20 protein-coding genes and 1 pseudogene are annotated in these 25618 nt (G+C 70.3%); 13 read left to right on the top strand and 8 right to left on the bottom strand.

What is annotated here, in order from left to right:
- Positions 1-3: 3 nt before the first annotated feature.
- The gene (locus ACPPVT_RS12395) at positions 4-3723 is read right to left on the bottom strand and encodes a S8 family serine peptidase (protein ID WP_426560651.1); all 3720 of its coding nucleotides are present in this window, start codon (positions 3721-3723) and stop codon (positions 4-6) included.
- Positions 3724-3861: 138 nt separating this feature from the next.
- Here ACPPVT_RS12395 and ACPPVT_RS12390 point away from each other — a divergent pair, with 138 nt between their 5' ends.
- Both ACPPVT_RS12390 and ACPPVT_RS12385 read left to right on the top strand, forming a co-directional pair.
- Positions 3862-4842: a helix-turn-helix domain-containing protein gene (locus tag ACPPVT_RS12390; protein ID WP_426560649.1), complete on the top strand. Its 981-nt coding sequence runs from the start codon at positions 3862-3864 to the stop codon at positions 4840-4842.
- An 84-nt stretch (positions 4843-4926) separates the two neighbouring features.
- A pseudogene (locus ACPPVT_RS12385) lies at positions 4927-5633 on the top strand (NYN domain-containing protein); the annotation flags it as partial.
- 79 nt (positions 5634-5712) lie between these two features.
- On the opposite strand, the gene ACPPVT_RS12380 reads toward ACPPVT_RS12385, so the two are convergent.
- Complete coding sequence (locus tag ACPPVT_RS12380; RefSeq protein ID WP_426560647.1) at positions 5713-6810, bottom strand: DUF2278 family protein; 1098 nt, start codon at positions 6808-6810, stop codon at positions 5713-5715.
- Positions 6811-6989: 179 nt separating this feature from the next.
- A complete protein-coding gene (locus ACPPVT_RS12375) occupies positions 6990-10040 on the bottom strand; it encodes a S8 family serine peptidase (RefSeq protein ID WP_426560645.1) in 3051 nt (1016 codons plus the stop codon).
- A 199-nt stretch (positions 10041-10239) separates the two neighbouring features.
- On the opposite strand from ACPPVT_RS12375, the gene ACPPVT_RS12370 reads away from it, so the two are divergent.
- Positions 10240-10671 carry a YdeI/OmpD-associated family protein gene (locus ACPPVT_RS12370; protein ID WP_426560643.1) on the top strand — a complete coding sequence of 144 codons (432 nt, stop codon included), beginning with the start codon at positions 10240-10242 and terminating at the stop codon, positions 10669-10671.
- 35 nt (positions 10672-10706) lie between these two features.
- On the opposite strand, the gene ACPPVT_RS12365 is transcribed toward ACPPVT_RS12370, so the two are convergent.
- From ACPPVT_RS12365 to ACPPVT_RS12350, 4 genes are all read right to left on the bottom strand, one after another.
- A complete protein-coding gene (locus ACPPVT_RS12365; protein ID WP_426560641.1) occupies positions 10707-11549 on the bottom strand; it encodes a fumarylacetoacetate hydrolase family protein in 843 nt (280 codons plus the stop codon).
- A gap of 21 nt (positions 11550-11570) precedes the next feature.
- Positions 11571-12455 (bottom strand): fumarylacetoacetate hydrolase family protein, encoded by an 885-nt coding sequence (locus tag ACPPVT_RS12360; RefSeq protein WP_426560639.1) that lies wholly within the window; start codon positions 12453-12455, stop codon positions 11571-11573.
- Between the two features lie 95 nt (positions 12456-12550).
- Positions 12551-13129, bottom strand: coding sequence for a carboxymuconolactone decarboxylase family protein (locus tag ACPPVT_RS12355; RefSeq protein ID WP_426560637.1), 579 nt, complete (start codon positions 13127-13129; stop codon positions 12551-12553).
- A complete protein-coding gene (locus tag ACPPVT_RS12350; RefSeq protein WP_426560635.1) occupies positions 13126-13968 on the bottom strand; it encodes an IclR family transcriptional regulator in 843 nt (280 codons plus the stop codon). The genes ACPPVT_RS12355 and ACPPVT_RS12350 overlap by 4 nt, the downstream gene beginning before the upstream one ends.
- Before the next feature lie 158 nt (positions 13969-14126).
- Between ACPPVT_RS12350 and ACPPVT_RS12345 the strand changes: the two genes are divergently transcribed.
- The 9 genes from ACPPVT_RS12345 to ACPPVT_RS12305 all read left to right on the top strand — a co-directional run bounded on the left by ACPPVT_RS12345 (position 14127) and on the right by ACPPVT_RS12305 (position 24274).
- Positions 14127-14885 (top strand): SDR family NAD(P)-dependent oxidoreductase, encoded by a 759-nt coding sequence (locus tag ACPPVT_RS12345; protein WP_426560633.1) that lies wholly within the window; start codon positions 14127-14129, stop codon positions 14883-14885.
- Positions 14886-14918: 33 nt separating this feature from the next.
- Complete coding sequence (locus tag ACPPVT_RS12340; protein ID WP_426560631.1) at positions 14919-15713, top strand: SDR family NAD(P)-dependent oxidoreductase; 795 nt, start codon at positions 14919-14921, stop codon at positions 15711-15713.
- A gap of 2 nt (positions 15714-15715) precedes the next feature.
- A complete protein-coding gene (locus ACPPVT_RS12335) occupies positions 15716-16690 on the top strand; it encodes a GlcG/HbpS family heme-binding protein (RefSeq protein ID WP_426560629.1) in 975 nt (324 codons plus the stop codon).
- A complete protein-coding gene (locus ACPPVT_RS12330) occupies positions 16687-17637 on the top strand; it encodes a ketopantoate reductase family protein (protein WP_426560627.1) in 951 nt (316 codons plus the stop codon). Before ACPPVT_RS12335 ends, ACPPVT_RS12330 begins: the two co-directional genes overlap by 4 nt.
- Before the next feature lie 31 nt (positions 17638-17668).
- Positions 17669-18574, top strand: coding sequence for a flavodoxin family protein (locus ACPPVT_RS12325; RefSeq protein WP_426560625.1), 906 nt, complete (start codon positions 17669-17671; stop codon positions 18572-18574).
- A 157-nt stretch (positions 18575-18731) separates the two neighbouring features.
- Entirely contained in the window at positions 18732-19733 is a 1002-nt protein-coding gene (locus ACPPVT_RS12320) for a sugar ABC transporter substrate-binding protein (protein WP_426560623.1), read from the top strand.
- 3 nt (positions 19734-19736) lie between these two features.
- Positions 19737-20822, top strand: a complete 1086-nt coding sequence (locus tag ACPPVT_RS12315) for an ABC transporter permease (RefSeq protein WP_426560621.1) — start codon at positions 19737-19739, stop codon at positions 20820-20822.
- A gap of 5 nt (positions 20823-20827) precedes the next feature.
- Positions 20828-21625 (top strand): ATP-binding cassette domain-containing protein, encoded by a 798-nt coding sequence (locus tag ACPPVT_RS12310; RefSeq protein WP_426560619.1) that lies wholly within the window; start codon positions 20828-20830, stop codon positions 21623-21625.
- A 12-nt stretch (positions 21626-21637) separates the two neighbouring features.
- The gene (locus ACPPVT_RS12305) at positions 21638-24274 is read left to right on the top strand and encodes a family 78 glycoside hydrolase catalytic domain (RefSeq protein WP_426560617.1); all 2637 of its coding nucleotides are present in this window, start codon (positions 21638-21640) and stop codon (positions 24272-24274) included.
- Between the two features lie 14 nt (positions 24275-24288).
- Here ACPPVT_RS12305 and ACPPVT_RS12300 read toward each other — a convergent pair whose 3' ends face one another.
- Positions 24289-24918, bottom strand: a complete 630-nt coding sequence (locus tag ACPPVT_RS12300) for an MBL fold metallo-hydrolase (RefSeq protein WP_426560615.1) — start codon at positions 24916-24918, stop codon at positions 24289-24291.
- A 72-nt stretch (positions 24919-24990) separates the two neighbouring features.
- Here ACPPVT_RS12300 and ACPPVT_RS12295 point away from each other — a divergent pair, with 72 nt between their 5' ends.
- Entirely contained in the window at positions 24991-25515 is a 525-nt protein-coding gene (locus tag ACPPVT_RS12295) for a VOC family protein (RefSeq protein WP_426560613.1), read from the top strand.
- Positions 25516-25618 lie beyond the last annotated feature (103 nt).

Raw genomic sequence — 25618 nt, 5'->3', positions numbered from 1 at the left:
CGACTACCGCAGGCCGTAGGCGCGGATCACTTCCTGCGTGGCCGTGTTGCCCTTGCTGTCCCAGACGGTCGCACGCAGCGAGACGTAGCGGGAGGCGTTCTTCGGGTAGGTGAGGTTCGCCGTCCAGTGCGCAGGGCGGCCGTTGAGCGGGACCGACCTCCAGGTCTTGCCCTCGTCATAGGACACGGCCAGCCTGCCGCCCGCGATCCTGCCCGCACCCACGGCGCCGGCGACCTGCGAGCCGGTCAGCCCGATGGTGTCCCGCGCTCCGGCCCTGGCGTCACCGGCGAGGTCGGTGTCGACCGCGAAGGTCATCTGCACGAACGGCAGCGGCGGCGGCACCTCGTTGGTGTTGGCGTGCGCGGTCCAGATCTGGTACTCGGAGTGCACCCTCGTGGACGTGCCCCACAGGTCCGCGGGTCGCTGTGCGTCGCTGGTCACCCGGAACCTGTGACGGTCCGGTGTCACCTCGGCGAACAGCGACTGCCAGCCGACGGCCTCCGACACCAGCGTAGAGCCGTCGTACAACCGGACGGTCTGGCCGGTCAGCTGAGTATCCATCGAACCGGTGTGGTCCGGCCCGGCGTCGGCGAACGCCGGCAGGTTGAGCACCAGGTAGTCGCCCTGGCGCTCGGGTGCCCAGAAGCCTGGGCCGAGGCGGGGCAGGACGACGGGGTCCATCCAGCTCTCGACGTAGTGCCGCCCTCGGTGGTACGTCGTCCGGTCGGCACGCAGGTCCCAGCTCCAGTCCAGCACCCCCACGTTCTGCACCCACTCGGTACCGGGCTGGGTGGAGACCCAGTCCGTACGCACCGAGGGGAAGTCGGCGTACATCGGGAACCCGAGGCCGTACTGCGTCTGCGGTCGGAAGCTCCAGCGGAACTCGGAGCCGGACCGGGCCCGGTCACCGTGGAACCGCTGATCGACCTTTGCGAGCTCGGACTGTTTCGGCGCGTAGGTCAGGTGGGCCGGAATGGCTTTCTGGTGGGCGTCCACGAGGTCGTACACCCAGGGCGAGTTCAGCGATCCGCTGAGCTGGAGCTTCAGACCCGGACGGCTGGCCCGGGCGATCACGGCGGCACCCTCGGTACCGCTGATCGCTGCGACGGGAAGGTCGACGACCTCGCCGTTCGGGCCGCCCAGGTAGTCGAGCAGCTCCCCCGGCTGGTCGTTGACCACCAGCAGGAACGCGGCCCGGTGGGCCAGCGCGACCCTCGCGGCGTCGTACATCGGGACGTCGGCGGACCGGGTGATGACCACGGCCTTGCCCTTCACCGACCGGCCGGCGTAGTCGGCCTCGGTGCCCCGGCCGAGGTACGTCGCGCCAAGGGTGGAGCGGCCGTGCAGCCAGGCGCTGCCGATCTGCTGGGTCGCGTCGAGCGGCTTGCCGTCGATCGTGACGTCCATCGAGGGCTGCCGAAGGCGCCACCTGGTCGCGAACTCGAAGTCACCGTCGCTCACCCTCGCCGTGGGTGCGGCATACATCGTGTCCACGAGGGCAGGCACCATCAGGGCCTCGCCGTACGGTTCGGCGCCGGAGGTGTAGTACTCCATCATCCGGAACGTGGCCTCGGTTCGCTGTGGGACCTTCGCGCTGACCACCGTCGCCTTGCGGGCGTCGAGGTCGACGCTCCGGTTCTGGTCCAGCGTCAGCGCCGGGTTGCCCAGCAGTGCGATGCCCGCTGAGTCGGGGCCGTCCGAGACGTCCATCCAGGCCATCGCGCTGTAGGAGCCCGGCGGCACGCGGACCGTGGTCTGGCCATCGACGAAGATCGGGTTCAGGTACGCGCCCGACTTCTCGTGGACTGTCACCCAGGTCTGCGCCGGCTGGCCGTCACGGCCGGTGGCCCGCAGCGTGAGGTCGTACCGCTCGGCCTCCTTCTCCAGCCCGAGGCTGGTGCGCGCCACCGCTGCGCCGCCTACGCTCGCCACGACGTACCCGGCGTTGACCGAGCCGGCCGCTGCCAGCGCCGGGTCGGCGGTGACGCTGACCGTCTGCGTGCTGTGTGCCGCGACGGTGACCTGCGTCGCGGACAGCGTCAGCAGGCCGTCGGGTGCCGCCGCGCCGGACTGGTCCCGCAGGTCGGCCGCGACGTCCAGGGCTAGCGCCGAGTCGCCCATGTTCGTGTAGGTGATCGTGCGCTGGATGGGGGAGGCACCGGCGTTGGGCCAGCGCAGGAAGCCGAAGGACACCGAGCCGGTCGCGTGCAGGTCGCGCAACGCGGCCGGCACGTCCAGCCGGCCGGTCCCGACCTGGTACGGCGAGTAGCCGTCCAGGCCCTTCGAGGTGCTCATCAGGGTGTCCTTGAGCTCTTGCGCGGTCCAGTCAGGGTGGGCCTGGGACAGGATCGCGGCGGCGCCGGCGACGTGCGGCGTGGCCATCGACGTCCCGCTCATGGTCTGGTACCAGCCGGTGCCGTCGACGTACTGCGAGCGCGCCGCCGAGATGTCGACGCCGGGCGCCGAGAGGTCGGGCTTGACCGCGGAGTCGCCGGATCGCGGTCCCATGCTGCTGAAGTAGGCCAGCTGGTCGGCGGAGTCCACTGCTCCGACCGTCAGCGCGTCGTCCGCTGCGCCGGGAGCGCCGATGGCACCGGGGGCGCCGGCGTTGCCGGCGGCGATCACGAACAGCGCGCCGGTCTGCGCGGTGAGCTCGTTGACCGCCTGGTCCATCGGGCTGGTGCCGTCGCTCGGCTCGGACGAGCCGAGGCTCATGCTGACGACCTTTGCGTGGTTCGCGGCCCACTCCATCCCGGCGATGATCCACGACTCCTGGCCGAATCCGTCGTCCCCGAGCACCTTGCCGACGGCCAGACGGGCCCCCGGTGCGACGCCCTTCTCGACGCCGTCCGACGCGGAGCCGGTTCCGACGATGGTCGAGGCGGTGTGGGTGCCGTGGCCGTTGCGGTCGGTCACGTCCTCGCCAGGCACGAAGCTGGTCGACTCGGCGACCTGGCCGACCAGGTCCGGGTGCTCTGCGTCGATGCCCGTGTCGAGGATCGCGACGGTGGTGCCGGTGCCGTCGAGCCCAGCTGCCCAGGCCTGCGGTGCACCGATCTGGGCGACGCTCTCGGCCAGATCGACGTGCACCCGTCCGTCTAGATGGATCGTGGTGATGCCGGCGTCGAACGTCGGGCGGGCAGGAGCCACCTTGGCCGGGGTGATCGACTTCCAGAACGAGCGCGCGCTCGCCTTCCTGGTGGTCACGGGCGCACCGTCGATGCTCTGCAGCAGCCGCCCTCGGGTGACCCCGGGCAGCGCAGCGGGAACCGGCTTGCGTGCGGTGGCTGCGTCCTTGTACTCGACGATCAGCGGCAGCACCGAGGAGTGCGCGTCGTCGTACCCATCTGCGATCAGCTCGGTGACGTTGAACAGGTCCCGGTCGAGGCGGTTCGCGGCCAGGTAGGGCAGCGCCACCTCGGGCAGGACGAACAGGTTCTTGCCGACGGTCTGGGTGCGGATCAGGCCGCTGGACCCCGCCGCGGGGTCGACCGTGACCGTGCTCTTGCCGTTCCCGGCGTCGTTCACGGTGACGACGTCGCCGGTGATCAGCGTGATCCGATGGCTCTGCGCGGACGCCTTTCGCACGGTCGGCGAGGGTGGGTCGCTGGGGAGCCTGGCTGCACCGGCCGCGGTGGGGGTGCTGAGCAGGAGTCCGGTGATCAGCCCGGCGGCGGCGACGCCGGCGGTCGCGGTGAGGTGAGCCTTCGGTGAACGCAGCATCTGTGGCGGTCCTGTCGGCGTGGGAGTCGATTGCCACAAAAGTGCCAGGTACCTTGAGCCATAACAATGACGGAAATACGCCATGGCGTAGATCCGCCACCATCGGCGCGGTGCGGGATCCACCCCCGGGAGGACACGATGCTCGACGTGCTGGGACTCGACGAGGCGGAGGAACGCGCCTACCGCTGGCTGATCGAGCTGCCCTCGGGAACCGCGGACGACCTCGCCGGGCCGCTCGGGTACGACGTGAGCCGGGCGGCCTCGATCCTGTCCGCCTTGGAGGCCAAGGGTCTGGTGGCCAGGTCGACCAGTGGTCCGGACCGCTTCGTCGCCTCACCTCCGGCGATCGCGCTGGGCGCCCTCTTCGTGGAGCGGCAGGAGGAGCTCAGGCACGCCCAGCTCGAGCTCGACGCGCTGGCCGCGGTGTACCGCGGAACGGCCAGCGATCGGACGCTTAACGAGGTGATCGACGTGGTGCGCGGGCCGCAGGCGGTCGCACAGCGGTTCGCGCAGCTTCAGCGGACGGCGAAGAGCGAGGTGCAGGTTCTGGTCAAGGCCGACTTCGCGGTGGTGGCGCCGGAGGACAACGCTGACGAGGACGTCGCGGTCGCCCGCGGCGTCCAGTACCGCGTCGCCGTGGAGCGGGCGATGCTCGACCGCCCGGGTGCCTACGAAGGCGCCGCTGACTCGCTGCGCCACGGGGTGCTGGTCCGGGTCACCCAGAGCGTGCCGATCCGGTTGGTCATCGCGGATCGGGCGATCGCGCTGGTGCCGCTGCTGGCGACCGCCGACGACGACCTGGCGGGCGGCGCGCTGCTGATCCACCCGAGCGGGTTGCTGGACGCGCTGCAGTCCATGTTCGACTTCGTCTGGGAGAGCGCCTCGCAGCTGGTGCTGGCCGGCGACACTGTCGGCGAGGACACCGCCGACCGTCCGAACGAGCTCGACGCCCAGGTGCTCTCGCTCCTGCTGGCCGGCTTCACCGACCAGGCCATCGGCGGCCAGCTCGACCTGTCGCTGCGCACGGTCCAGCGCCGGGTACGGCTGCTCATGGACCGCGCCCGGGTCGATACCCGCCTGCAGCTGGGGTACCAGGCCTGCCGGCGCGGCTGGCTCTAAGGCGCGGTCGATCGTCCGGCCGAGGTGCCCCGGTGAACGCAGCCCGATGTCGTACGCTCTGGCGGACTCGAGGTGAGGACCCACGTGGACGACAGTGAGAAGCGCATCGCGCTGCTGATCGATGCGGACAACGCTCCGGCGTCGAAGATCGACGTCATCCTCGGTGAGGTCGCGCGGCACGGCGCGGCCAACGTCCGGCGCGCGTACGGCAACTGGAAGAGTCCCCACCTCAAGCCGTGGGAGGCGACGCTGCACGCCTACGCGATCCGTCCGATCCAGCAGTTCGCTTACAGCAGCGGAAAGAACGCGTCGGACATGGCGATGGTGATCGACGCGATGGACCTGCTCTACGCGCGGAACCTGGACGCGTTCGCCATCGTCTCCAGCGATGCGGACTCACCCCCCTGGTGATGCGCATCTTGACCGACGGACTGAAGGTCTACGGGTTCGGGGAGCGCAAGACCCCGGAGCCGTTCGTGAACGCCTGCTCGCAGTTCACCTACGTGGAGGGGCTCGGGCAGCCGTCAGCAAAGGCCGATGACCAGGTGGTTGAGCGGACCGACCCGAAGAAGCTGCGCGGCGACACTCGCCTTGTGCAGATGCTGCGCAACGCTGTGGACGCGGCGGGCGGTGACGACGGTTGGGCAAACCTGGGCGAGATCGGCAACCAGATCGGGAACCAGGCATCGTTCGATCCGCGTAACTACGGCTACCGGAAGCTGAGTGACCTCGTCGCCGCGACCGAGCGGTTCGAGGTCAAGCGCCAGAACCAGATCGTGCTCGTTCGAGACAAGCGCAGGGCGTGACCGGGCGCACTGGCTGCGGGTCGACGGCGGCGTGCGCGTCGCAACCGTGGTCGCCCAGCGGTTGTCAGCCGGCTGAGGAGCGGGTGAACCGCACGTAGCGGTTCTCGGCGTTCGCGTCGGCCGCGCTGAACGTGACGGAGTCGGCCTGTTGTCCTTGGGCATCGTGCAGGACCAGGCTGCCGCCCTTGTTGCTGAGCTGGACGCCGGTGCCGTCCAGGGCGAGCGATGCGGAGCCGCCGGCGGCTAGCGCGAGGTCGCCGATCCGGGTGACCCGACCGTTCTTGTCGGTCAGCTTCCAGCCCTCCAAGGAGATCGCGGTGGTGGCGAGGTTGCCGAGGACCACCACCTCCGCAGCGGTGTCGTCCCCGGTCGGGTTCAGCAGCGCGCGCTCGAGATAGGCGGTGGCGGTCGGGGTCGGGGTGGGCGTCGGGGTGGGCGTCGGGGTGGGCGTCGGGGTGGGCGTCGGGATCGGGGTCGGGGTGGGGGTGGCGATGAGCTGTGCGATGGAACTCGACTGGGGGGTCGCGTTCCCATGGTCGTCCGTCGGTACCCACTGGGTCTGGAAGCCCAGCATCAGCGCGACGTCGCGCCCGTCGTATCGCAGCAGCAGGCCGCCGTCCTGGTAAACGCCGTTGTCGCCCGCGTGGGCACCCTTGTTCCCCTGGTTGAGGTGGATGTCGTGGATGCCGTGCAGACCGTCGGTGTTGCCGAACTCCGCGTCGATCGGCTTGTGCAGGTTGCTGTTGAACCGCTCGCCGAACGCGAAGACCTCGCCGCCGGCGTCCTTGCACAGCTGGAGGTGCAAGGACAGGAGGTCCTGCAGGTCGTCGGCTGCGGCGCTGCCGCTGGCCGGCAGGGCCCTGCCGTTCGCCCAGGCGAAGAGAGGAGCCCGCACCATGTCCAGCGCCGCGCCGGCGGTGGGCGCGGCGGCACTGAAACCTGTTGGCAGTGCGAGCAGGCCGGGAAGCACCGGATGCGCCGGGACCGGGTCGACGAGCCAGTAGACGACCTCGGAGCCGCTGTCGGACTGCACGTTGATCGCGATCCGCCAGGGTTGGCCGGATGGTTCGAGTACGCGCACCTGCAGGTGCGGTGTCGCGTCGCCCTCCTCGCGCACCCATCGGTCCGGAGTTCCGCGCAGCACTCCGTAGCCACTGACCATGTCGATCACCTCCGCCGTAGACACACCCGTCAACCAGAGTCGAGGCGAGCCGGCCCAGATACAGCTACCGCTACCGGTGCCTGCGCAGCTCGACGTCCGCGTCCGTGATCCGGCGGCCACCGTGGCAACGGCGGTCGCCGGGGCGACCGCCGTTGCCACGCTGTGAAGCTGTTAGCCGGTCAGTGCACGGTGACATGGAACAGCCTGGCCTCCGACCCTCCCCGGTTGTCGTGACTGACGACCATGAGGCCGAGGAACGGGGCGGTGGCGAACGCTGCCTTGTCGAGGGTGACTATCTCGGACGCCGTCGCGTTGGGTGCCACGCTGTCGAACATCCCGGTGTTCACCGCCGGATGCGCCGGGTTGAAGGTCCCGAAGCCCGGAACCGCGTCAGCGGAACCGTCCGTCACCGAGTAGCCGATGGCGTGATACTTGATCGGGACGTTCTCGTCCAGGCAGGCCGCGGTGCCGCACAGCTGGCTGTTCAGCACCGGCAAGACCATCGACGTGCTGTTAAACGGCGCGTCGGCCAGGAAGTTGATCGACCCGAATCCGTTGTTCAGGTTGAAGACCGCCACTGCCGTCTGACCGTTGGCGGTCCCGGTGGTGAGCGTGCCAAAGTCAGCAGCGATGACGTCGAAGTCGTCGACGCCGTCGTTGTTCACGTCGACGAAGACGTCGAACTCGTCCTCGCTGGCGTTGGACCACCTGGTGAACGTGTTCACCGCGAACGCCAGGACACCGTCGGCCGGGAACGACTGCACCCCGACCGCCCTGAGGTCGTTCGAACCGAGCCCGGGGTCCTGGGTGTCGGACAGGCCCCAGGCGTACCAGTCAGCCACACCGGCGACGGGTGCGCCGATGTTGCTGATCGTCGCCGTCGTAGATCCGGTGTTCCCCAGCTGCTTGACATTGAGCTGCGTCGCGATCTTGGAGGCGGCCTGCGGCACCAGGTAGTAAGGCACGTTGAGGGCGATGCCGCTGTTACCGCCACCGGTGGGGGTGAAGGTGACGAGCCCGGCGACGTCGTTGAAGGCGCTGGAGGTGCCGGCGGTGGTCGCCGGCACGTTGAGCTTGATCCCGACCTGGGCCGTCCTGTTCGCGCCGACGGTCACGGTCGTGCGGGCCGGTGTCAGCGTGTGCGGGCTGCCGGCGTCGTGTGCAGATCCGACAGTGAAGGTGACCTTCGACGCGGAGAAGTTTCGCAGGGTCACGTACCGGGTGCGGCTCAGGTCGCTGGACAGCTCGGCGTAGCCGAAGTTCAGCGTGGCCGTGCCGGGGTTGCCGGTGGCCACGACCTGGGTCTTGGTCGCCGCAGGTGCCTGGATCAGACCGGACCCGGCGAGCCGGGTGCTGTAGCCGACGACCTTGCCGGCATCCGCGGTGTTCACGATGGCTGCCTTCCAGTACGGGACCTGGCCCCAGGCCGGATGGGCCTGCTTCACCAGGGCAGCCATGCCCGCGGTGTGCGGTGAGGCCATCGAGGTGCCGGACAGCACCGCGAAACCGTTCCCGGTGCCCACCCCGACCGAGAAGATGCCCACACCCGGCGCGGTCACGTCGGGCTTGAGCCAGCTGTCACCAGAGCGCGGGCCACCGGAGCTGAAGCTCGCGATGGACTCGAACCCGGGGTTGGCGATGTCGCTCAGCGTGAGCGTCACCGTTCCGCCGTCGGCCGCCACCACGGCTGGCCCGTCGGTCGAGCTGACTCCGAGGAACGGGATTGTGACGATGTACTTCTCACCCGTGTCCGGGTTCCCAGTGATCGGACCGTCGTACGGCGGCAGGCTGGCGGCGTTGTTGATCATCAGCACCGCTGCCGCTCCGGCCTGTTGGCCGAAGACCGCTCGAGCCACCCGGGCGCAGGTGCCGCGGGCGACGACGACGAGCTTGCCGGTGACGTTCGCGTTCAGGTACTCCTGCGGGTTGCAGCCCAGCGAGACACTGCTGTCCGGGTTCCGCAGGACGACGATCGGCAGGGTCGTGCCCGGCGCGATCGCCGCGCCGTTGGCGACGATAGAGGTCAGCGGCGAGCCGCCGGTGCTCAGCGCCAGGGACGCCCCGGGGATGGACTGCGTCGGGTCGTCCGCCGCGACGCTGATCACGCCGGTGCCGGTGCTCGGCGAGCCGACGATGTACGGGTTCGGTCCGCTGTTGCCGGCGGAGGTGACGACGATGACGCCGGCCTTGGTCGCGTTGTCCGCGGCGACTGCGCTCGGGTCGTCGGAGCCTCCGAACGGCGAGCCCAGGGACATGTTGATGACGTCCATGCCATTGGCCACCGCCCAGTCGATGGCGTCGATGGTCAGGCCGGTGGAGCCCGTGCAGCCGAAGACACGCACGGCGTACAGGTCCGCCTTCGGTGCAACACCGGGACCGACGATCCAGGAGTTGCCACTCACCGTGTTCGCATCGTAGGAACCGGTGTAGGTCGAGCCGTCACCCAGCACGCCGAAGCCGGCTGCCGTCCCGGCCACGTGCGAGCCATGACCGTTGCAGTCCAACGGGTTCGGGTCAGGTTGCGGCGTGTTATTACCGGTGTAGGCATCACCAGCCAGGTCGATGCCGCCCTTGACCTTGGGTGCGCCGGGGCCGAACAGGGCGGGGTCGGCCGCGCTGGTCTCCGCTGCGTGCGCCGCGGTGTAGGCCGCGACGGTGCCGGGGCCGCCGAAGTCGGCGTGGGTGTAGTCGATGCCGGTGTCGATGATGGCGACCTTGATGCCCTCACCGTGCTTGCCGGCAACGCCGTCCCAGACGGCCGGTGCACCGATCAGCGGGACGCCGTGCACATTGTCCGGCTTCATCAGCTGGACCTCGTGGACGCCCACCACGCCAGGCAGCGCGCTCAGCGCGCCGACCTTGCTGCGGGAGATCTGGACCTTCACGCCGTTGTAGGCGCTCTGATACTGCCCGAGCACTGTCCCGCCGAGGGCGCGGGCCCGGTCGACGACCGGGCGCTGGTCGGCCTTGAGCTGCGCGCGCCGGTCGGACTGCTGGGACCGGGACAGCTGGGACGACGCGGCGGCCTGCGCGAGCGCCACGGGTGGCGCTGCGAGCTGCACGACGACCGTGATCTGTGCGTCGCTCAGACCGATCGGAGTCTTGAGCTTCGTAGCGTGCGACGGGGCCTTGGTGAAGCGATCGGTTCCGTTGGGTGCCGCCCCGGCGGTCGGGGCTACCCCGAGGACCGCGAGCCCGGTGACGAGAACTGCGATGGCTGCGTGGCGCACGGATCGAAGCGTGGCTCCGGCGGGGCGCCGCGTCTGGACTCGGGTCATGGTCCAACTCCTCCCCCGGCAGGCGCGAAGATCGCCCTGCGGTGGTGGCGGTCTATCGGTATCGGGCGAGGCGCGTCAAGGGATGCCCGAGTTGCCCCGAACTCCTTCTGCGGCCTTTGTCCTGGCCTTCGCGACCTGGCACGGTGGGTGGGTGGCGACCTATCGGACCGTGCTGGTGCTCAATGGGAACAACGTCGGGATCGACGTCCCCGAGGATGTCGTGGTGGGGCTGGGACGCGGCAGAACGCCACCGGTCGTGGTCACCCTCAACGGCTACACGTACCGCTCGACCGTCGCCCCGATGGGCGGTCGGTTCCTCATCCCGCTGGCGGCGACGCACCGCGACAGCGCCGGCGTGGCCGGCGGCGAGGAGCACGAGGTCACCGTCGAGCTGGACGACCAGCCGAGGACGGTGGACGTGCCGGACGACCTCGCGCGGGCCCTGGACGACGCAGGGTTGCGCGCCGCCTTCGATGCCCTGGCGTACACCCACCGCAAGGAGCACGTACGCAGCGTGCTGGAGGCCAAGGCTGCGGCGACGCGTGAGCGCCGCATCGCCCGCGTGGTGGTCGCGCTCGGCTAAGGCACTGCCAGCACCGGAGCCACCAGCAGGCTCGGTCAGGAACGGGCGGTGAACTTCTGGCGGATCTCCCCGACGCCCTCGACGCGGCTGACGAGCGTCTCGCCGGGCTGCAGGAAGCGCTGCGGCGTACGCCGGTTGCCCACTCCTGCAGGCGTTCCGGTGAAGATGAGGTCGCCCGGGAGCAGCGGGCACACGGCGGACAGTCGGGCCACCAGGTCGTCCACCGGGAAGATCAGGTCGCTGGTGCGACCGTGCTGGATGATCTCGTCGCCGAGCCGTGACTCGAAGCCGATGTCGTCGCGGTCGGTCAGCTCGTCGACCGTCACCACGACGGGCCCGGTCGGCCCGAAACCGGGGTGCGACTTGCCCAGCGAGAACTGCGGGGGAGTACCGGCCAGCTGAAGCACCCGCTCGGACAGGTCCTGACCCACGGTGACGCCCGCCACCGCCTCCCAGGCCGAGCTGCGCGGGATGCGGTAGCCGCCGCGCCCGATCACCGCGACCACCTCGATCTCCCAGTCGACGTTCCCGTCGGGCAGCTCGACGGTCGCCATCGGTCCGGTGATGCAGCTGGGGAACTTGGTGAAGACCAGTGGCTGCTCGGGAGCGACGAAGCCTGCCTCGGCGGCGTGCGGTCGGTAGTTCAGCGCGATGGCGAACACCTGACGCGGTGCCGGCACCGGTGCGCCGAGCTGTTCTGCGGCAAGGGGAACGGCTCCGGACCAGTCGGCCGACTCAGACCAGCGGAGCACGTCGTCCCAGCGCTTCAGGGCGGCCAGGGTGTCCGCGGGCAGGATGCCCTCGGAGGCGGTGGCGACGTCGAGCGCCTGGTCCTCACGGACTAGTACGAAACGGCCGTCGAGTGTGCCGAACCTCATCAGTCCTCGGTCTCTGCGCCGTCAGCCGGCGGTGGAGGAGTAGAGGTCGGTGGTGTACGGCTCGGTGTCGTGTGCGGCGCTCCACGGCACGACCTGGTTGCGCAGCAGGCCGATTCCCTCGATCTCCGCCTCGATCCGGTCACCAGGGCGCAGATAGAAGTCGAACGGGTTCGGCTGCACCGCAGCCACACCGGAGATCGTGCCGGTCGTCAGCACGTCCCCAGCGCTGTAGCCCTGGGCCGAGTGGTAGGCCACCAGGTGGGGCAGCGAGATGAGCATCTGCGAGGTGTTGCCCCGCTGCCGGACGTCGCCGTTGACCCGCAGCTCCATCCGAAGGTTCTGTGGTTCGGGTACCTCGTCCTTGGTGACGATCCACGGACCGATCGGGCAGAAGGTGTCGATGCCCTTGGAGAACGAGAACACCCCGGACTGCATCTCGCGGCGCTGGATGTCGCGGGCGGTGATGTCGTTGAAGACCATGTAGCCGGCGATGTAGTCCTCGGCCTCCTCAGGCCCGAAGAACTTGCCGCTCTTGCCGATGATGATCGCCAGCTCGAGCTCGTAGTCGAGCTCCTTGGTCAGGCCCTCGGGGTAGACGACGGCGTCGTCCGGGCCGATGATCGCGTCGACGTTCTGGAAGAACACGATGCCCTTGTGCACGGGGTGCGACCAGTTGACCGCCTGTAGCTCCTCGTGGTGGTCGGAGAAGTTGCCCGCGGTGTGGAAGAACTTCTTGGGCACGATGGGTGCGCGCAGTCGCACCGAGTCCAGGGCGAGGCGCTCACCGGTCTCGGACACGTCGCTACCGCGCTCGAAGTACTCGCGGGTCGATGCGACGGCCAGCTCCACGACGTCCTCACCGTCGAGGTAGCCCACGCGGCCTTCGTCGAACGTCACGAGCTTCATAGCGGGTCCAATCTCTCACTCTGCGAAAGTTAGTTTCAGAACATGATCCGAGGGCGTCAACGACGTGTCAAGCGCACGGTCGACTCCGGCATGGGTCAGACCGAAGGTGGCGGCACCCGGAACACTCGCAGCTGCAGTGCCAACGTGTCGTAGTAGCCCACCAAGGTGAGCAGTTCGAAGACCTGTTGGACTCCTAGGACCTCGACGGCTTCGCCATAGGCCTCGTCGTCCAGGTCGCCGGCCTCCAGAAGCAGATGCGTCGAGCGCGCGACCACGGTCTCCTGCACTGCGCCAAACGCGTCGTAACGGTGCTCCCGCAAGGCCTCCAGGTCGCCGTCGGTCAGCCCCACGTGCCGACCCACGGCTTCGTGCGCGTACCACTCGAAGGCGCAGTCCCGGTGCACCGAGACCACCAGGATGGCGATTTCGCGGGCCCGGTCGGACAGCGACGTCTCGTAGCGTACGGCCGAGCCGACCGCCTGCAGGGCAAGGCCCAGCCGCGGCTGAAGCAGGAACGCGTTGAACGGACCCTCGAGCCCGCCCTCGTCATCGACCAGCCGGAACAGCTGCGGCCCCTGGGCGCGTCGCCCACCCGCCACCGCGTCGTAGACCGCGCGCTGGTCGTCGTCCAGCGAGTCCGGCGTCAGCTTCGTGATCCGCGCCGAGGTCGTCATGCGGGGCCGCCGGCGAGCAGGGCCGAGATCGCGCTGCAGGTGTCCAGCAGCACCGGCCGCAGCTCACGCACGATGCGCTGCGTCGACCAGTCGCGCGCCTGCACCGCCAGGTTGACCCCGGCCACGACCCGGCCGTCCGGTCCGGTGACGGGCCCGGCCACCGAGCGCAGCCCGTACGCCAGCTCCTCGTCCTGCATCGCCCAGCCCTGCTGGCGGATCTGCTCGAACTCGTCGCTCAGCTCGTCCAGCGAGACCTTCGCGTTCGGGCCGTGCTGCGAGGCGAACGACTCCTCGGTGACCCGCGAGCGAAGGTCTGCTTCGTCCAGGTGTGCCAGCAGGAGCTTGCCGATGGACGTGGTGACGGCCGGCAGCGTCGAGCCGACCTGGATGTTCGCAGTCACCAGGTCGGAGTTGCGCATCCGGATCAGGTACAGCACGCGGTCGCCGTTCAGCACCGCGAGGTTCACCGTCTCGCCGGTGCTCTCGCCGAGCTGCTGCAGCCGCGGTGTCGCGAGACCGACCAGGTCGAGGCTGCGCAGCGCGGCGGTGCCGAGAGTCAGGGTGCGGACCCCGGGCCGGTAGTCGCCGTTCGGGAGGTGGTCCAGATAGCCCTCGGCGGCGAGGGTCTGCACGACGCGGTACACCGTCGGCATGGGCAGTCCGGCGGCCGACGCCAGGTCGGTGACCCGCCAGGAGGGCCGCTGCTCGTCGAACAGGCTGAGGATTCGCAGACCTTTGGCGAGCGCCTCGACGCGGTACTCCGGCTTGTCCGTCGCCGGACCGGTCGCCAGCGCGCCGGCACGCAGAGCTGAGGAGGGAACCTTGTTCTTCGGCGGCATCCGATCGTCCTTCGTGCTCGTTGCGGCGGCGGTGTCCGGCCCCGGACGACGTCAGCCTAGGGGGGAGGGGGGCCGAGCCTGGACAGGCTCGCGTGGACTGCCTAGGGTAGTGGAAAGCGACTTTCATGATGTGAGAACAGTACCGGACGAGGTGGCGCATGACTGACTGGCTTGGGCTCGCGGGCCGAGCGGCGCTCGTCGTCGGTGCCGGGGGGCTCGGCGGGGCGAGCGCCGTCGGCCTGGCCGCGGAGGGCGCCCGGGTCGTCGTCGTGGACCGCGACGAGGCAAACCTGGACGCCGTCGCCCAGGCCGTGCGGGCGGTCGACGGCAAAGTCACCACCTTGCTCGCCGACGTCGCGTCGGCCGAGGGCAGCCGCGCCGTCGTCCAGGACGCCACCGACCTGATCGGGACACCAGAGCTCTTCCTGCACGCGGTCGGTCGCAACGACCGCCGTCCGGTGCTGGAGCTCGGCGACGAGGACTGGCAGTCGATCCTCACCCTGAACCTGTCCACGGCGTGGTGGCTCGGCCAGGAGGTCGGACGTCGGATGGTTGCGGCCGGGACGGGGCGGATGGTCTTCGTGTCGTCCGTCTCGGCGCTGTTGGCGCACCCGCACCACGCGCCGTACGCGGCCACCAAGGGCGGCATCAACCAGCTGATGCGGGTGATGGCGCGCGAGTGGGCGCCCTACGGCGTGACGGTCAACGCGGTCGGTCCCGGCTACGTGGAGACCGACCTCACCCGGGACTACCTCGACAGCGAGGGGCACCGCGCTGAGCTGGAGTCCCTGGTGCCGGCCCGCCGGCTCGGCCGGCCCGCCGAGGTGGCCGACGCCGTCAGCTTCCTGTTGTCCGAACGCGCCGCATTCATCACCGGTCAGTGCCTGTACATCGACGGCGGCCGCACACTCGTCTGACACCTCTTATCCCTGCGCCCGAAGGACATCGCCGTGCCTCTGCCTCCAGTCCCCGTCCAGCGTCGTTTCGAGGGTCGTTCTGTCGTGGTCACCGGAGCCGGCACCGGCTTCGGTGCCGAGATCGCCGTGCGCGCCGCGCAGGAGGGCGCCCGGGCCGTCGGGGTGCACTACCGCAGCTCGGCGGCTGGCGCCGAGGCGACCGCCGACAGGGTGCGCGAGCTGGGTGCCGAGGCGGTGCTGCTGCAGGCCGACATCGTCCAGTGGTCCCAGGTGGCAGCCATGGCCGAGACCGCGTTCGAGGCGCTCGGCCAGGTCGACGTCCTGGTCAACAACGTCGGTGACGTCGCCCGCGAGCAGATGTCCTGGCGGGACATCACCGAAGAGTCCATCGACCACGTCCTGGCGGTCGATATCAAGGGCACCATGGCCTGCATCCACGAGTTCGGCCAGCGGATGCTCGAGCAGGGGCACGGTGCCATCGTCAACATCGGGTCGACCGTCATCGTCCGCGGCAGCGCGCGTGCTCCGCAGTACGCGGCAGCGAAGTACGGGATCCTCGGGGCCACCAAGTCCTACGCGCACGCGTTCGCGCCGACGGTGCGGGTCAACGTGTTCGCCCCAGGCTTCATCGAGACCGAGGCGACGCTGGGCCGTGAGGACTGGCGGTCGGGCCGGGGCGACCAACTACGTTCGCTGACCCCGATGGGACGCATCCCCGGACCGGCCGAGGTGGCCGGCGCCGCGCTGTTCCTGGCCACCGACGACGCCAGCCACATCACCGGCACCTACATGGTCGCCGACGGTGGCTACAACATGGTCGGCGCCTGAGCATGAGCGTGCACCCTCGGGACCTGCCACTGGCACAAGCACGTGAGCTGGTTGCCCGGGCCGTCGACAAGGCCGAGCAGCTGGGGCTGCGTGGCGGCCTGGCCGTCGTCGGCTCCAGCGGCGCTCTGGTGACCGCGTCACGGCTGGACCACGGCGGCCCGGGTGGGATGACCAGGGCGCGGTCCAAGGCGTGGATCTCTGCCACCCAGCAGATTCCGAGCGCCGAGCACCTCAAGCGGATGACGACGCTGCCCGCGCCGATCTCGCAGGGTTTCGTGGCTGCCTCACCGCAGGCGCTGTTCCCGGGAGCCGGCGGGATGCCGGTCCTGCTGGACGGCGTCGTGGTCGGCGGTCTTGCGGCTTCCGGCGCCACGGTCAGCCCCTTCCTGCCGGCCGGGGTCGCCCCGGAGGTGGTCAGCGCCGACGGCGAGCCGGCCAATCCGGAGGACCTGCTCATCGCCTACGCCCTCGGCACCGGCTACGTCGGGCAGCACGGCGACGACCGCGCACGCTGGGAGCAGCGGTTCGGCGACCTGGTCGTCTCCTCGCAGGACAGCCTCGGCATGAAGCCGGCGCCGCGAGCCAGTGCGCAGCACGAGCTCGACTGGGCGATCGACCTGTGCGACAGGGCGATCGCCCTCGCGCAGGCGCAGGACCTGCGGGTCTCGGTCGCCGTCGTGGACCGCGGGGGAGACCCCATCCAGCAGGACCGGATGGACGACGCCGTCGCCGCCGGCGTCGACGTCGCACTGGCCACCGCCTCCGCCGCGGCCCGGTTCGGTGTGCCCAGCGCGGAGCTGACAACGTTGTTCGGCGCATCGTCCGGGACTCTGGGCTCGCTCTCACCCGCTGCCTTCCTGGCCGCCCCCGGTGGCGTCCCCCTGGTCGTGTCCGACCGAGTCGTCGGCGGCCTCGGCGTGGCCGGCGCCGATCCCACGGCGTGCGCCCGGATCGCCGGTGAGGCGGCCAGCGGGTGAGCGCCGAGCAGCCCGTGCGGGTCGCAGTCCTCGGCTGCGGAGCCATCGGCAGCCTGTACGCCGCGCACCTGGCCCGCGTCCCCGGCGTCGAGGTCTGGGCCGTCGACCCGTGGGCCGAGCACGTCGAGGCCATCGAGCGTGACGGGCTGCGGGTCAGCGGAAACGCCGACTTCGTCGCCGCGGTGCGAGCAGTCACGGACGCGGAACGGCTGCCGCCGTGCGAGTTCGGAATCGTCGCGACCAAGTCGCTGCACACCCGTACGGCGGTCCGGGCAGCACGAGCCGCGCTGACCGACGCAGCAGTCGTCAGCGTGCAGAACGGGATCGGTAACGAAGAGGTCGTCGCGCAGGTGCTGGCCCGGGTCATGCGCGGCAGCATCGTCACCGCCGGCGCGGTCACCGCACCGGGAACGGTGCGCTACGACGCGCCGGGGGACTCCTGGTTCGGTCCGTTCGAGCCGAGCCCGGCTCGCGAGGACGAGATCGCCCGGCTCGCCGAGCTGCTGACCGCCGGTGGGCTGCGCACCCACGCGCTGCCGGACGCCCGTGGCCCGCAGTGGACCAAGGTGGTGTTCAACGCGGCGACCAGTGCGCTGTCCGCACTGACCGGGCTCACCGTCGGCCAGGTCTGCACCGATCCCGGTCTGCGCGCGCAGGTGGACGCGCTGGTCGCGGAGGCCCTGCGGGTGTGCGCCGCGGCCGGGGTCCAGCTGCTCCGCGACCCGGCGGACTCGGTGCAGGAGGCCATCGAAGAGGCGTTCTGGCACAAGCCCTCCATGCTGCAGGACGTGCTCGCGCAGCGGCCCACCGAGATCGACGTGCTGAACGGTGGCATCGCGGAGGAAGGGGCCAGGGTCGGCGTCGACACCCCGTTGCACCGGGCGATGGTCGCCCTCGTGCACGGCCTGGAGAGCTCGTGGCCCGACCGGTCGAACCCCACGGCCTGACTCGCCCACCACGGAACGAGAGGACACCTGGATGGCTGGTCTGACGCTCGGCCTGTCCTGCGGCTCAGCGGGCGGGAGCGCAGAGATCCTGCTGCTCGAGGCGTTGCGTTCCGCCGAGTCGGACGGTGCCGTGATCGAGCTGGTTCGCCTGGACGACCTTCGGCTGCCCTCGGGTCCTGACCCGCAGGAGCCGGACGACGCCTGGTGGTTCTGGGAACGCCTGGTCGGCTGCGACGCCTGGCTGGTCAGCGCGCCGATCATCAGCCGGTCGGTCCCTGGGCGGCTGAAGCTGCTCGCGGACCGGCTGCTCGGCCCCAACGCAGACGCGGCGATCATCGAGGCGCTGCTGGAAATCCGTCGCGCAGGCGAGGAGCCGGCCGTGCCGTTCCGGGTGGACGAGCGGGTGCTCAAGCCGCGAGTAGCGGGTCTCATCGCCTGCGGTGGGGCGCTGACGCCGCAGTGGAAGGCGCTGGCCCTGCCGGTGATGCACACGCTGGCCTTCTCGATGCACATCAAGGTGGTCGACCAGATGCTCGTCGGCGGAGCCGGGACGCCGCGGTCCGTCGTCCTGGACGAGCAGGCGGTCGCTCGTGCCGCAGCATTGGGGCACAACGTGGCCAGCCAGCTCGGACGCACCTGGGAGGACGCCGACTACCTCGGTGCCCCGGGGCTCTGCCCGATGTGCCGGCTCGACGTCGTGGTGCTCTCCGGCCGGGACGTCGAGTGCGCGACCTGCGGTGCGCGCGGGCGGCTGACCGACGCGTGCGCGATCGAGTGGACCGACCTGTCGACCTCGGTGATCTCGATGCACGAGAAGCGCGAGCACTACCGGGAGATCGTGCAGACGGCACAGCGTCACGGGGCTTTGCATGACCTGATCGAGGAGCGCGCTGCGCCGTACCAGGACACGCCGTACCTGGTCCGCCCGGGCGAGTGACCGACAGGTGCAGTACGTCCGGATCCGGTCGGGTCACGAGTTCGAAACGTAGCCGTAAACCGTAGACATCCACTTCCCGCCGTCCTAACGTATGAGTCTGTTAGAAAGTCACTTTCACGATGTGAAAGTGCCGGTCCCAGTGATCCGAGGAGATCCCGTGAGCTCACCCCGCCGGCGCCACTCGCGCACCCTGGCCGTACTCGCCATGGGCGCGACGACGCTGCTGCTCGCCGCGTGCGGTTCGTCCTCCGACGGCACCTCGTCCGCGGCAACGTCCGGCTCGGGCGCGGGGGCGTCCAAGCTGCCGAAGACCCTGGTCTTCTCGCCCCTGTCCCTGGCACCGCCGGCCCTCAAGGGGCTGTCCGAGGGCGTCAAGGGGTACGCCGGCTCCCAGGGCTGGCAGGTCATCGTGCAAGACCCCAACTTCGACCCGAACAAGCAGGTGCAGGACCTCAACGCCGTGCTGGACTCTGGCCGCGTCGGCGCCGCCTGGGTCATCGCGGTCGCGCCCAAGTCGATGGGCGAGACGATCAAGTCGGCCCAGTCCAAGGGCATCCCGATCCTGGTCAACGGCAAGCCGGAGGAGTGGGGGTTCTCCGGGCCCCAGCCGGGAATCACCTTCGACTACATCGACTACACGGCCGGTGGCACCGCGCTCGGTGACCAGCTCGGCAAGTGCATCACGCAGAAGCTGGGGGGCAACGCCGAGGTGCTGTTCGCCCAGTCGACGCCGGGTCAGGCGGGCAAGGCCGAGTTCGAGGCGGCCGCGCTGTCCGGGCTGAAGGCGGCCGCACCGAACGCCAAGGTCGTGCAGTCCATCGTGGTCAAGGACAGGCCCTCGGGGCAGACCGACATCGGCAACGCCCTGCAGGGACAGCCAGGCATCAACGCCATCATGGGCACCACGGACGAGGCCGCGCTGGGCGCTCTGGGCGCCTACAAGGCGGCCGGTAAGAAGCTGCCCTGCCTGACCGACTTCGGCGGCAACGACGAGGTCCTGGCCAACGTCAAGTCCGGCTCGGTCTTCGCCTCCGTGGCCCTGCAGTTCCAGGACGACATGAAGCAGTCGTTCGACACCCTGGTGAAGATGCAGGCCGACCCCAAGGCGAACGGTCTGGTCCTGGTCGTGCCGCAGAAGATCATCACTGCCGACAGCTGAGCGATGAGCATGACGATCCCCGGTGAGGCGAACGAGGCGGTGGCCCCTGCTCCGGCAGGGCCCACCGCCCCCGCCTCGCCGAGCCAGCCGCCGTCTGACCCGGCTGGCATCCGTGCCCTGATCTTCGTCCGCGACCGCGGCATCTTCGTCCTGTGGGTGACACTGCTCATCGGGTTCTCGATCTGGGCGAACCCGTACTTCGGAAGCGTGAACAACGCCATCCTGATCGCCAACGCGGCCGCGCTGACCGCGATCTTCGCGGCTGGGGTGGCGGTCGGGATCATCTGCGGTGCTCTGGATCTGTCGATCCCTGGCACCGCCGCGGTCGCGGCGTGCGTCTGCGGCTGGCTGCTCACCCACGGCCACCCCGTCTGGATGGGGCTGGTGGCCGGGATGGTCGTCGGCGTCGTGGTCGGCGTGCTGAACGGCCTGATCTCGTTGCGCGGTTTCAACCCCATCGTGGTGACCATCGCCATGCTGTCGATCACCACCGCGGCCGCCTCGCTGATCGCCGGTGGCTACACGATCCCCGGTCTGACCGACCTGTCGTTCATGGGCACCCAGCGGTACGTCGGCGTGCCCGCTCCGGTCTGGATAGCCGGCGCGGTCTTCCTGGTGGGAACCGTGTTCCTGACCCGCACCCGCGACGGCATCCGGCTGATGGCCGTCGGCGGCAACCCCGAGGCCGTCCGGCGTTCCGGGATCCACAGCGACCGGTACAAGGTGCTCGGCTTCGTCGTCAGCGCCAGCTGTGCCGCGCTCGGTGGGCTGGTCACGACAGCCGTGGTGACCGAGGCGAACCCGGCGGCCAGCCCGGGGATCATCTTCACCGCGCTGACCGCGGTCGCCCTTGCCGGTGTCTCGCTGGCCGGCGGTCGCGGCAGCCTGCCTCGGGTGCTGGTCGGTGCGCTGATCCTGGCCACGATCTCCAACGGGCTCACCATCAAGGGCATCGACCCGTTCTGGGGCACCGGTGTCACCGGTGTGCTGCTGCTGGCCTCGCTCGGCCTGGAGAAGTGGATCTCCACGGCGGTGTCGAACCGGCTGGTGAGCACCGCACAGGCGTCCGTGCACACGGGAACGAGGTGACCGGCGTGGCTCACGACAACGACAGCACCGCAGCGACACCAGCGCTGGACCTGCGCGCGGTGGACATGCACTACGGCTTCGTCCGCGCCCTTGACGCGATCGACTTCCACGTCGGCCAGGGTGAGGTCGTCGGGCTGCTCGGGGACAACGGCGCCGGCAAGTCCACCCTGCTCAAGATCATGTCCGGCGCTCACCGCCCGACGTCTGGGACCATCGCGGTGCACGGCGAGGAGACTGTCTTCTCCTCGCCCGGAGCGGCCACTCGGGCCGGCATCCAGATGGTCTACCAGGACCTGGCACTCGTCGACGCGCAGGACATCTCGACCAACCTGAGCATCGGGCGCGAGGTGCTGCGCAAGGGTCCCCTCGGCTGGCTCGGCTTCGTGGACCGCAAGGCCCAGCGCAGGCGCGCCCAGGGTGAGCTCGACCAGCTCGGCGTCCGCAGCGCGGCCGTGACCAGGCCGGTCGAGATGCTCTCCGGCGGGCAGCGTCAGGTGGTGGCCCTGGCCCGCAGCGCGACGCGGGTCACCGGCGACCGCAACGGGGTGCTGCTGCTGGACGAGCCGACCGCCGCCCTCGGTTACGAGCAGACGCTGCAGGTGCAGAACCTGATCCGCCGGATGGCCGACCAGGGGATCGCCCTGGTCCTGGTGACCCACAACCTGCCGCTGGCCATGCAGGTCTGCGACCGGATCGCCGTCCTCAACCGCGGGCGCAAGGTCGCCGACCTCCCGACGTCCGAGACGGACAACGACCAGCTCGTCGGGTGGATCACCGGAGCGCGCGCGTCGATGTTCGCCTGACGCGGAGCGACGATGGCGGGTGCCCCACACGGTCTGCGCGTCGACCTCGTCGGCGGTGACCCCTTCGGCCGCGGCGACGCTCCCGCGCTGTCCTGGTGGCTTCCCGAGGGCGCCAGCCGTCAGGACGCCTTTCGGCTGGTCACCGACGACGGCTACGACTCCGGCACCGTGTCCGGCGACGCCCAGTCACTCGTCTCGGTGCCCGGCTTCGACCGTTCGCGCCGGTCGGCACTGGCCCGGGTACAGGTGGTCACCGACCTCGGGCCCAGCGACTGGAGCGACCCGATCCTGCTCGAGAGCGGCCTGCTGGCAGAGGAGGACTGGACGGCATCCTGGGTGGGGGTGGACGAGAGCGACACGCCGGAGGGTGCCCGTCCGGCGTACTGGCTGCGCACGACGTTCGACGCGCCGGCCACGCAGTTCGCCCGCCTGCACGTCAGTGCGATGGGCCTGTACGAGGTTTTCCTGAACGGTGCGCGCGTCGGCGACGTCGAGCTGGCTCCCGGGTACACCCAGTACGGACGCCGGGTGCAGGCCCAGAGCTACGACGTGTCCGAGCAGCTGCGGGCGGGCCGCAACGTCGTCGCCGTCCTGCTGGCCGACGGCTGGTTCCGCGGACGGGTCGGCATGCCTCGCGCAGTGGACCAGTTCGGCACCGACCTGGCACTGCGCCTGCAGCTCGAGTCCAGGCGCGACAACGAGTGGACGACCCTGACAGCCACTGGGGAGAATTGGCGCACTGCGGCGTCGCACGTCCTGGTCGCCGACCTCATCGCCGGCCAGCGCGAGGACCGGCGCCTGGTCGACGCACGCGTGCACGCGGACCACATCGTCGATCTCGGCGGCCAGTGGCGCGACTGCGTCATCCGTGCCGTCGACGTGGCGGTCGTGCCGCCGGTCGCCCCACCGGTTCGCCGGGTCGAGGAGCTGCGGCCGGTGTCGGTCGTCCGGCTGCCGGACGGCTCGCAGATCGTGGACCTGGGCCAGAACGTCAACGGCTGGACGCGGCTGACCCACCTCGGGCCGGCCGGCACGACGATCACCCTGCGGCACGGCGAGCACCTCGACGCCGACGGCGACCTGACCACCGCTCACCTGGACGTGAACCTGCCGATCATCCCGGAGCCGCTGCCGGTCGGGCAGGTGGACGAGGTCGTCTCCGCAGGGCTGCCGGCTGACGTCTTCGAGCCCCGGTTCACCACCCACGGGTTCCGCTATGTGCGGGTGGAGGGCCACCCGGGACAGCTGTCAGCGGACGACGTCACCGGTGTCGTCGTGCACAGCGACCTGCGCCGGACGGGCTGGTTCGAGTGCAGCGACGACCGGCTGAACCGGCTGCACGAGGCCGTCGTGTGGTCGTTGCGCGGCAACGTGTGCGACATCCCGACCGACTGCCCGCAGCGGGAACGGGCCGGCTGGACGGGGGACTGGCAGGTGTTCGCGCCGACCGCCGCGTTCCTGTACGACGTCCTCGGCTTCAGCCGCAAGTGGCTGCGGGACGTCGCGCTGGACCAACGTGCGGACGGCTGCGTCGCCAACATGTCGCCCTGCCCGCCGTCCGAGGGGTTCGACGGCCCGCTCGGCGCGCTGAACGGCTCCGCGGGCTGGGGCGACGTCGTGGTGAGCGCTCCCTGGGAGCTCTACCAGGCCTACGGCGACGCGTCCCTGCTGCGCGAGAGCTGGCCGTCGGCGACCGCCTGGTTGGACTACGCGATCGACCGCGCCGAGCAGCACCGGCACCCGGGACGCGTCGCGATCAGCCCAGAACCGGCCGGTTACGAGAAATTCCTGTGGGACACCGGGTTTCACTGGGGCGAGTGGCTGGAGCCGGGCACCGAGATCACCGACTTCCGGGCCTTCGCCGGCGCGGACAAGTCCGAGGTGGCCACGGCGTACCTGCACCGCTCGGCGCGCACGACAGCCCTGGTCGGCGAGCTGGTCGGCGCGGCACCGGACGTCGTCGCTCGGTACCGGCGGGTTGCCGCGGGCGCCCTGGAGGCCTGGCGGGCGACCGTCCTGGACGACGACGGGTCGTTGCGGGTGCAGACCCAGGCGGCGCATGTGCGCGCGCTGGCGTTCGATCTGGTCCCCGACGAGCTGCGACCTGGTGTGGCACAACGGCTAGTGGACCTTGTCGTCCTGGCCGGCGGTCACCTGGGCACCGGGTTCCTGTCGTCCGGGCTGCTGCTCCCCGCGCTGGCCGACTCCGGTCACCTGGCGACCGCCTATGAGCTGCTGCAGCAGGGCACCGAGCCGTCCTGGCTGACGATGGTCGAGCGCGGAGCCACGACCGTGTGGGAGCGCTGGAACGGGGTCGACGCCGACGGGGTGGCTCACGAGTCGCTCAACCACTACAGCAAGGGTGCCGTGATCTCGTTCCTGCACCAGTACGTCGCGGGGCTCCAGCCCACGTCGCCGGGCTACCGGACGTTCCGGGTGCGGCCGCAGCCGGGAGGAGGCCTGACCTCAGCCTCGGCGCGGCACGACAGCCCGTTCGGCACGATCTCGGTGACCTGGCGGATCGCGGGCGGTGAGCTCGCGCTGGCCCTGGACGTGCCCGGCGGCACCACCGCAACCGTCGAGCTGCCGGGCGGCGGGGTCGCCTCGGCCGGCGCCGGGTCGCACCGCTGGACGACGGCCGCACCGTGAGGGCGGACCGGTGCTCAGAGGGTGCGGGGCTCGCCTGCGGTCAGCCGGGTCACCACACCGGCCGGGCTGAACGCGCCGAGCATGCCCGCGTACTTGGCCGGGTCCGTGGTCTCGCCCTCGTGGATCGGCACGGCCACCCGCGGGGACACCGCACGTACGTACTCGACGGCCTCGGCGAGCTTGAGCCACGGGCCGTCCACCGGGACAGCCAGGACGTCGACGTCCTGCTCCGGGACGAAGAACGAGTCCCCCGGGTGCAGCAGCGCGCCGCCCCCGACCAGGTAGGCGGAGTTGGTGCAGCCCGGTACGTCGCGGTAGACCGCTGCATGCAAACCGCCGAGCACGTCGACCGCCGTTCCGCCGAACGTCAGCCGGTCGCCGGGGCGGGCCACGGTGTGGGTGGCGGGCAGGTCCGGCACCGCCGTGGCCGAGTCCGGGTCGACCACCAGGGCGGCCCCGGGGTTGGCGGCGAGCAGCGGGGCGAGCCGGGCGACGTCGAGGTGGTCCGGGTGCTGGTGGGTGACCAGGACGGCGTCCAGGTCGCGCACGTCGTCGAACGCGGACATCGTGCCGGGATCCAGCAGCAGTCGAGCGCCGTCGGTCTCGACGAGCAGGCAGGCGTGGCCTAGGTGGGTGAGCTTCACCGAGACATACTCTCACTGTCAGAATATGACTTCCACAGAACGAGCACTGCCGATCTCGCCAGGGAGGCCGCCGTGGGACCGCTGCACCACATCGGCTACTGGGTCGAGGACCTCGGCGCGGCGGTCGACCTGGCCGTCCGGACGCTCGGTGTCGGGCCGTTCCTGGTGCACCCGCACGTCCGGTTCGACGAGTTCGTGCTCGCTGACGGGACGGCGGTCCAGGACCCCACCTACTTTGACCACACGGCGGCCTTCGCGGCCTGGGGGCCGATCGTGATCGAGCTCGCAGTAGTGCACTCGGTCGACCCCGCACTGGCTGCTTCGTACCGGATCGGCACCGACCGGGTGGGCCACGTCAGCTGGGTCGTGGACGACCTCGAGGCGGAGTCGGCCCGGCTGGACTCCCTCGGCTGCGCTCTGATCCACACCGCGTCCTCCGGCGCGGTGTCGGTGGCCTGGCACGACGGTGGACAGCTGTTCCCGCACCCGATCGAGGTCCACCGGGCCGGACCGCCGATCCTCGGGATGCACCGCCGGCTGTCCGCCCTCGCGGACGGCTGGGACGGTGACGACATGATGCGGCCGATGCAGGGCTGAAACCCTGGATTCCTGCGCGCAGACGATCTAGGCTCATCCACGAAAGCAACTTTCATAGAACGAGAGTCGGCCGCGACGAAGCGGTCGGCACCTAGCACCTCAG

This window comes from Angustibacter sp. McL0619, assembly GCF_049994355.1.
Lineage (GTDB): Bacteria > Actinomycetota > Actinomycetes > Actinomycetales > Angustibacteraceae > Angustibacter.
This window is presented reverse-complemented; position numbering and strand designations above follow the sequence as displayed.

Bases quoted from the DNA above. Each gene is read 5' to 3' on its own strand.
- ACPPVT_RS12365 (WP_426560641.1), bottom strand. From the start codon at position 11,549: ATGAGGTTCGGCACACTCGACGGCCGTTTCGTACTAGTCCGTGAGGAC.
- ACPPVT_RS12350 (WP_426560635.1), bottom strand. From the start codon at position 13,968: ATGCCGCCGAAGAACAAGGTTCCCTCCTCAGCTCTGCGTGCCGGCGCG.
- ACPPVT_RS12390 (WP_426560649.1), top strand. From the start codon at position 3,862: ATGCTCGACGTGCTGGGACTCGACGAGGCGGAGGAACGCGCCTACCGC.
- ACPPVT_RS12335 (WP_426560629.1), top strand. From the start codon at position 15,716: ATGAGCGTGCACCCTCGGGACCTGCCACTGGCACAAGCACGTGAGCTG.
- ACPPVT_RS12345 (WP_426560633.1), top strand. From the start codon at position 14,127: ATGACTGACTGGCTTGGGCTCGCGGGCCGAGCGGCGCTCGTCGTCGGT.
- ACPPVT_RS12325 (WP_426560625.1), top strand. From the start codon at position 17,669: ATGGCTGGTCTGACGCTCGGCCTGTCCTGCGGCTCAGCGGGCGGGAGC.
- ACPPVT_RS12360 (WP_426560639.1), bottom strand. From the start codon at position 12,455: ATGAAGCTCGTGACGTTCGACGAAGGCCGCGTGGGCTACCTCGACGGT.
- ACPPVT_RS12395 (WP_426560651.1), bottom strand. From the start codon at position 3,723: ATGCTGCGTTCACCGAAGGCTCACCTCACCGCGACCGCCGGCGTCGCC.
- ACPPVT_RS12305 (WP_426560617.1), top strand. From the start codon at position 21,638: ATGGCGGGTGCCCCACACGGTCTGCGCGTCGACCTCGTCGGCGGTGAC.
- ACPPVT_RS12380 (WP_426560647.1), bottom strand. From the start codon at position 6,810: ATGGTCAGTGGCTACGGAGTGCTGCGCGGAACTCCGGACCGATGGGTG.
- ACPPVT_RS12355 (WP_426560637.1), bottom strand. From the start codon at position 13,129: ATGACGACCTCGGCGCGGATCACGAAGCTGACGCCGGACTCGCTGGAC.
- ACPPVT_RS12315 (WP_426560621.1), top strand. From the start codon at position 19,737: ATGAGCATGACGATCCCCGGTGAGGCGAACGAGGCGGTGGCCCCTGCT.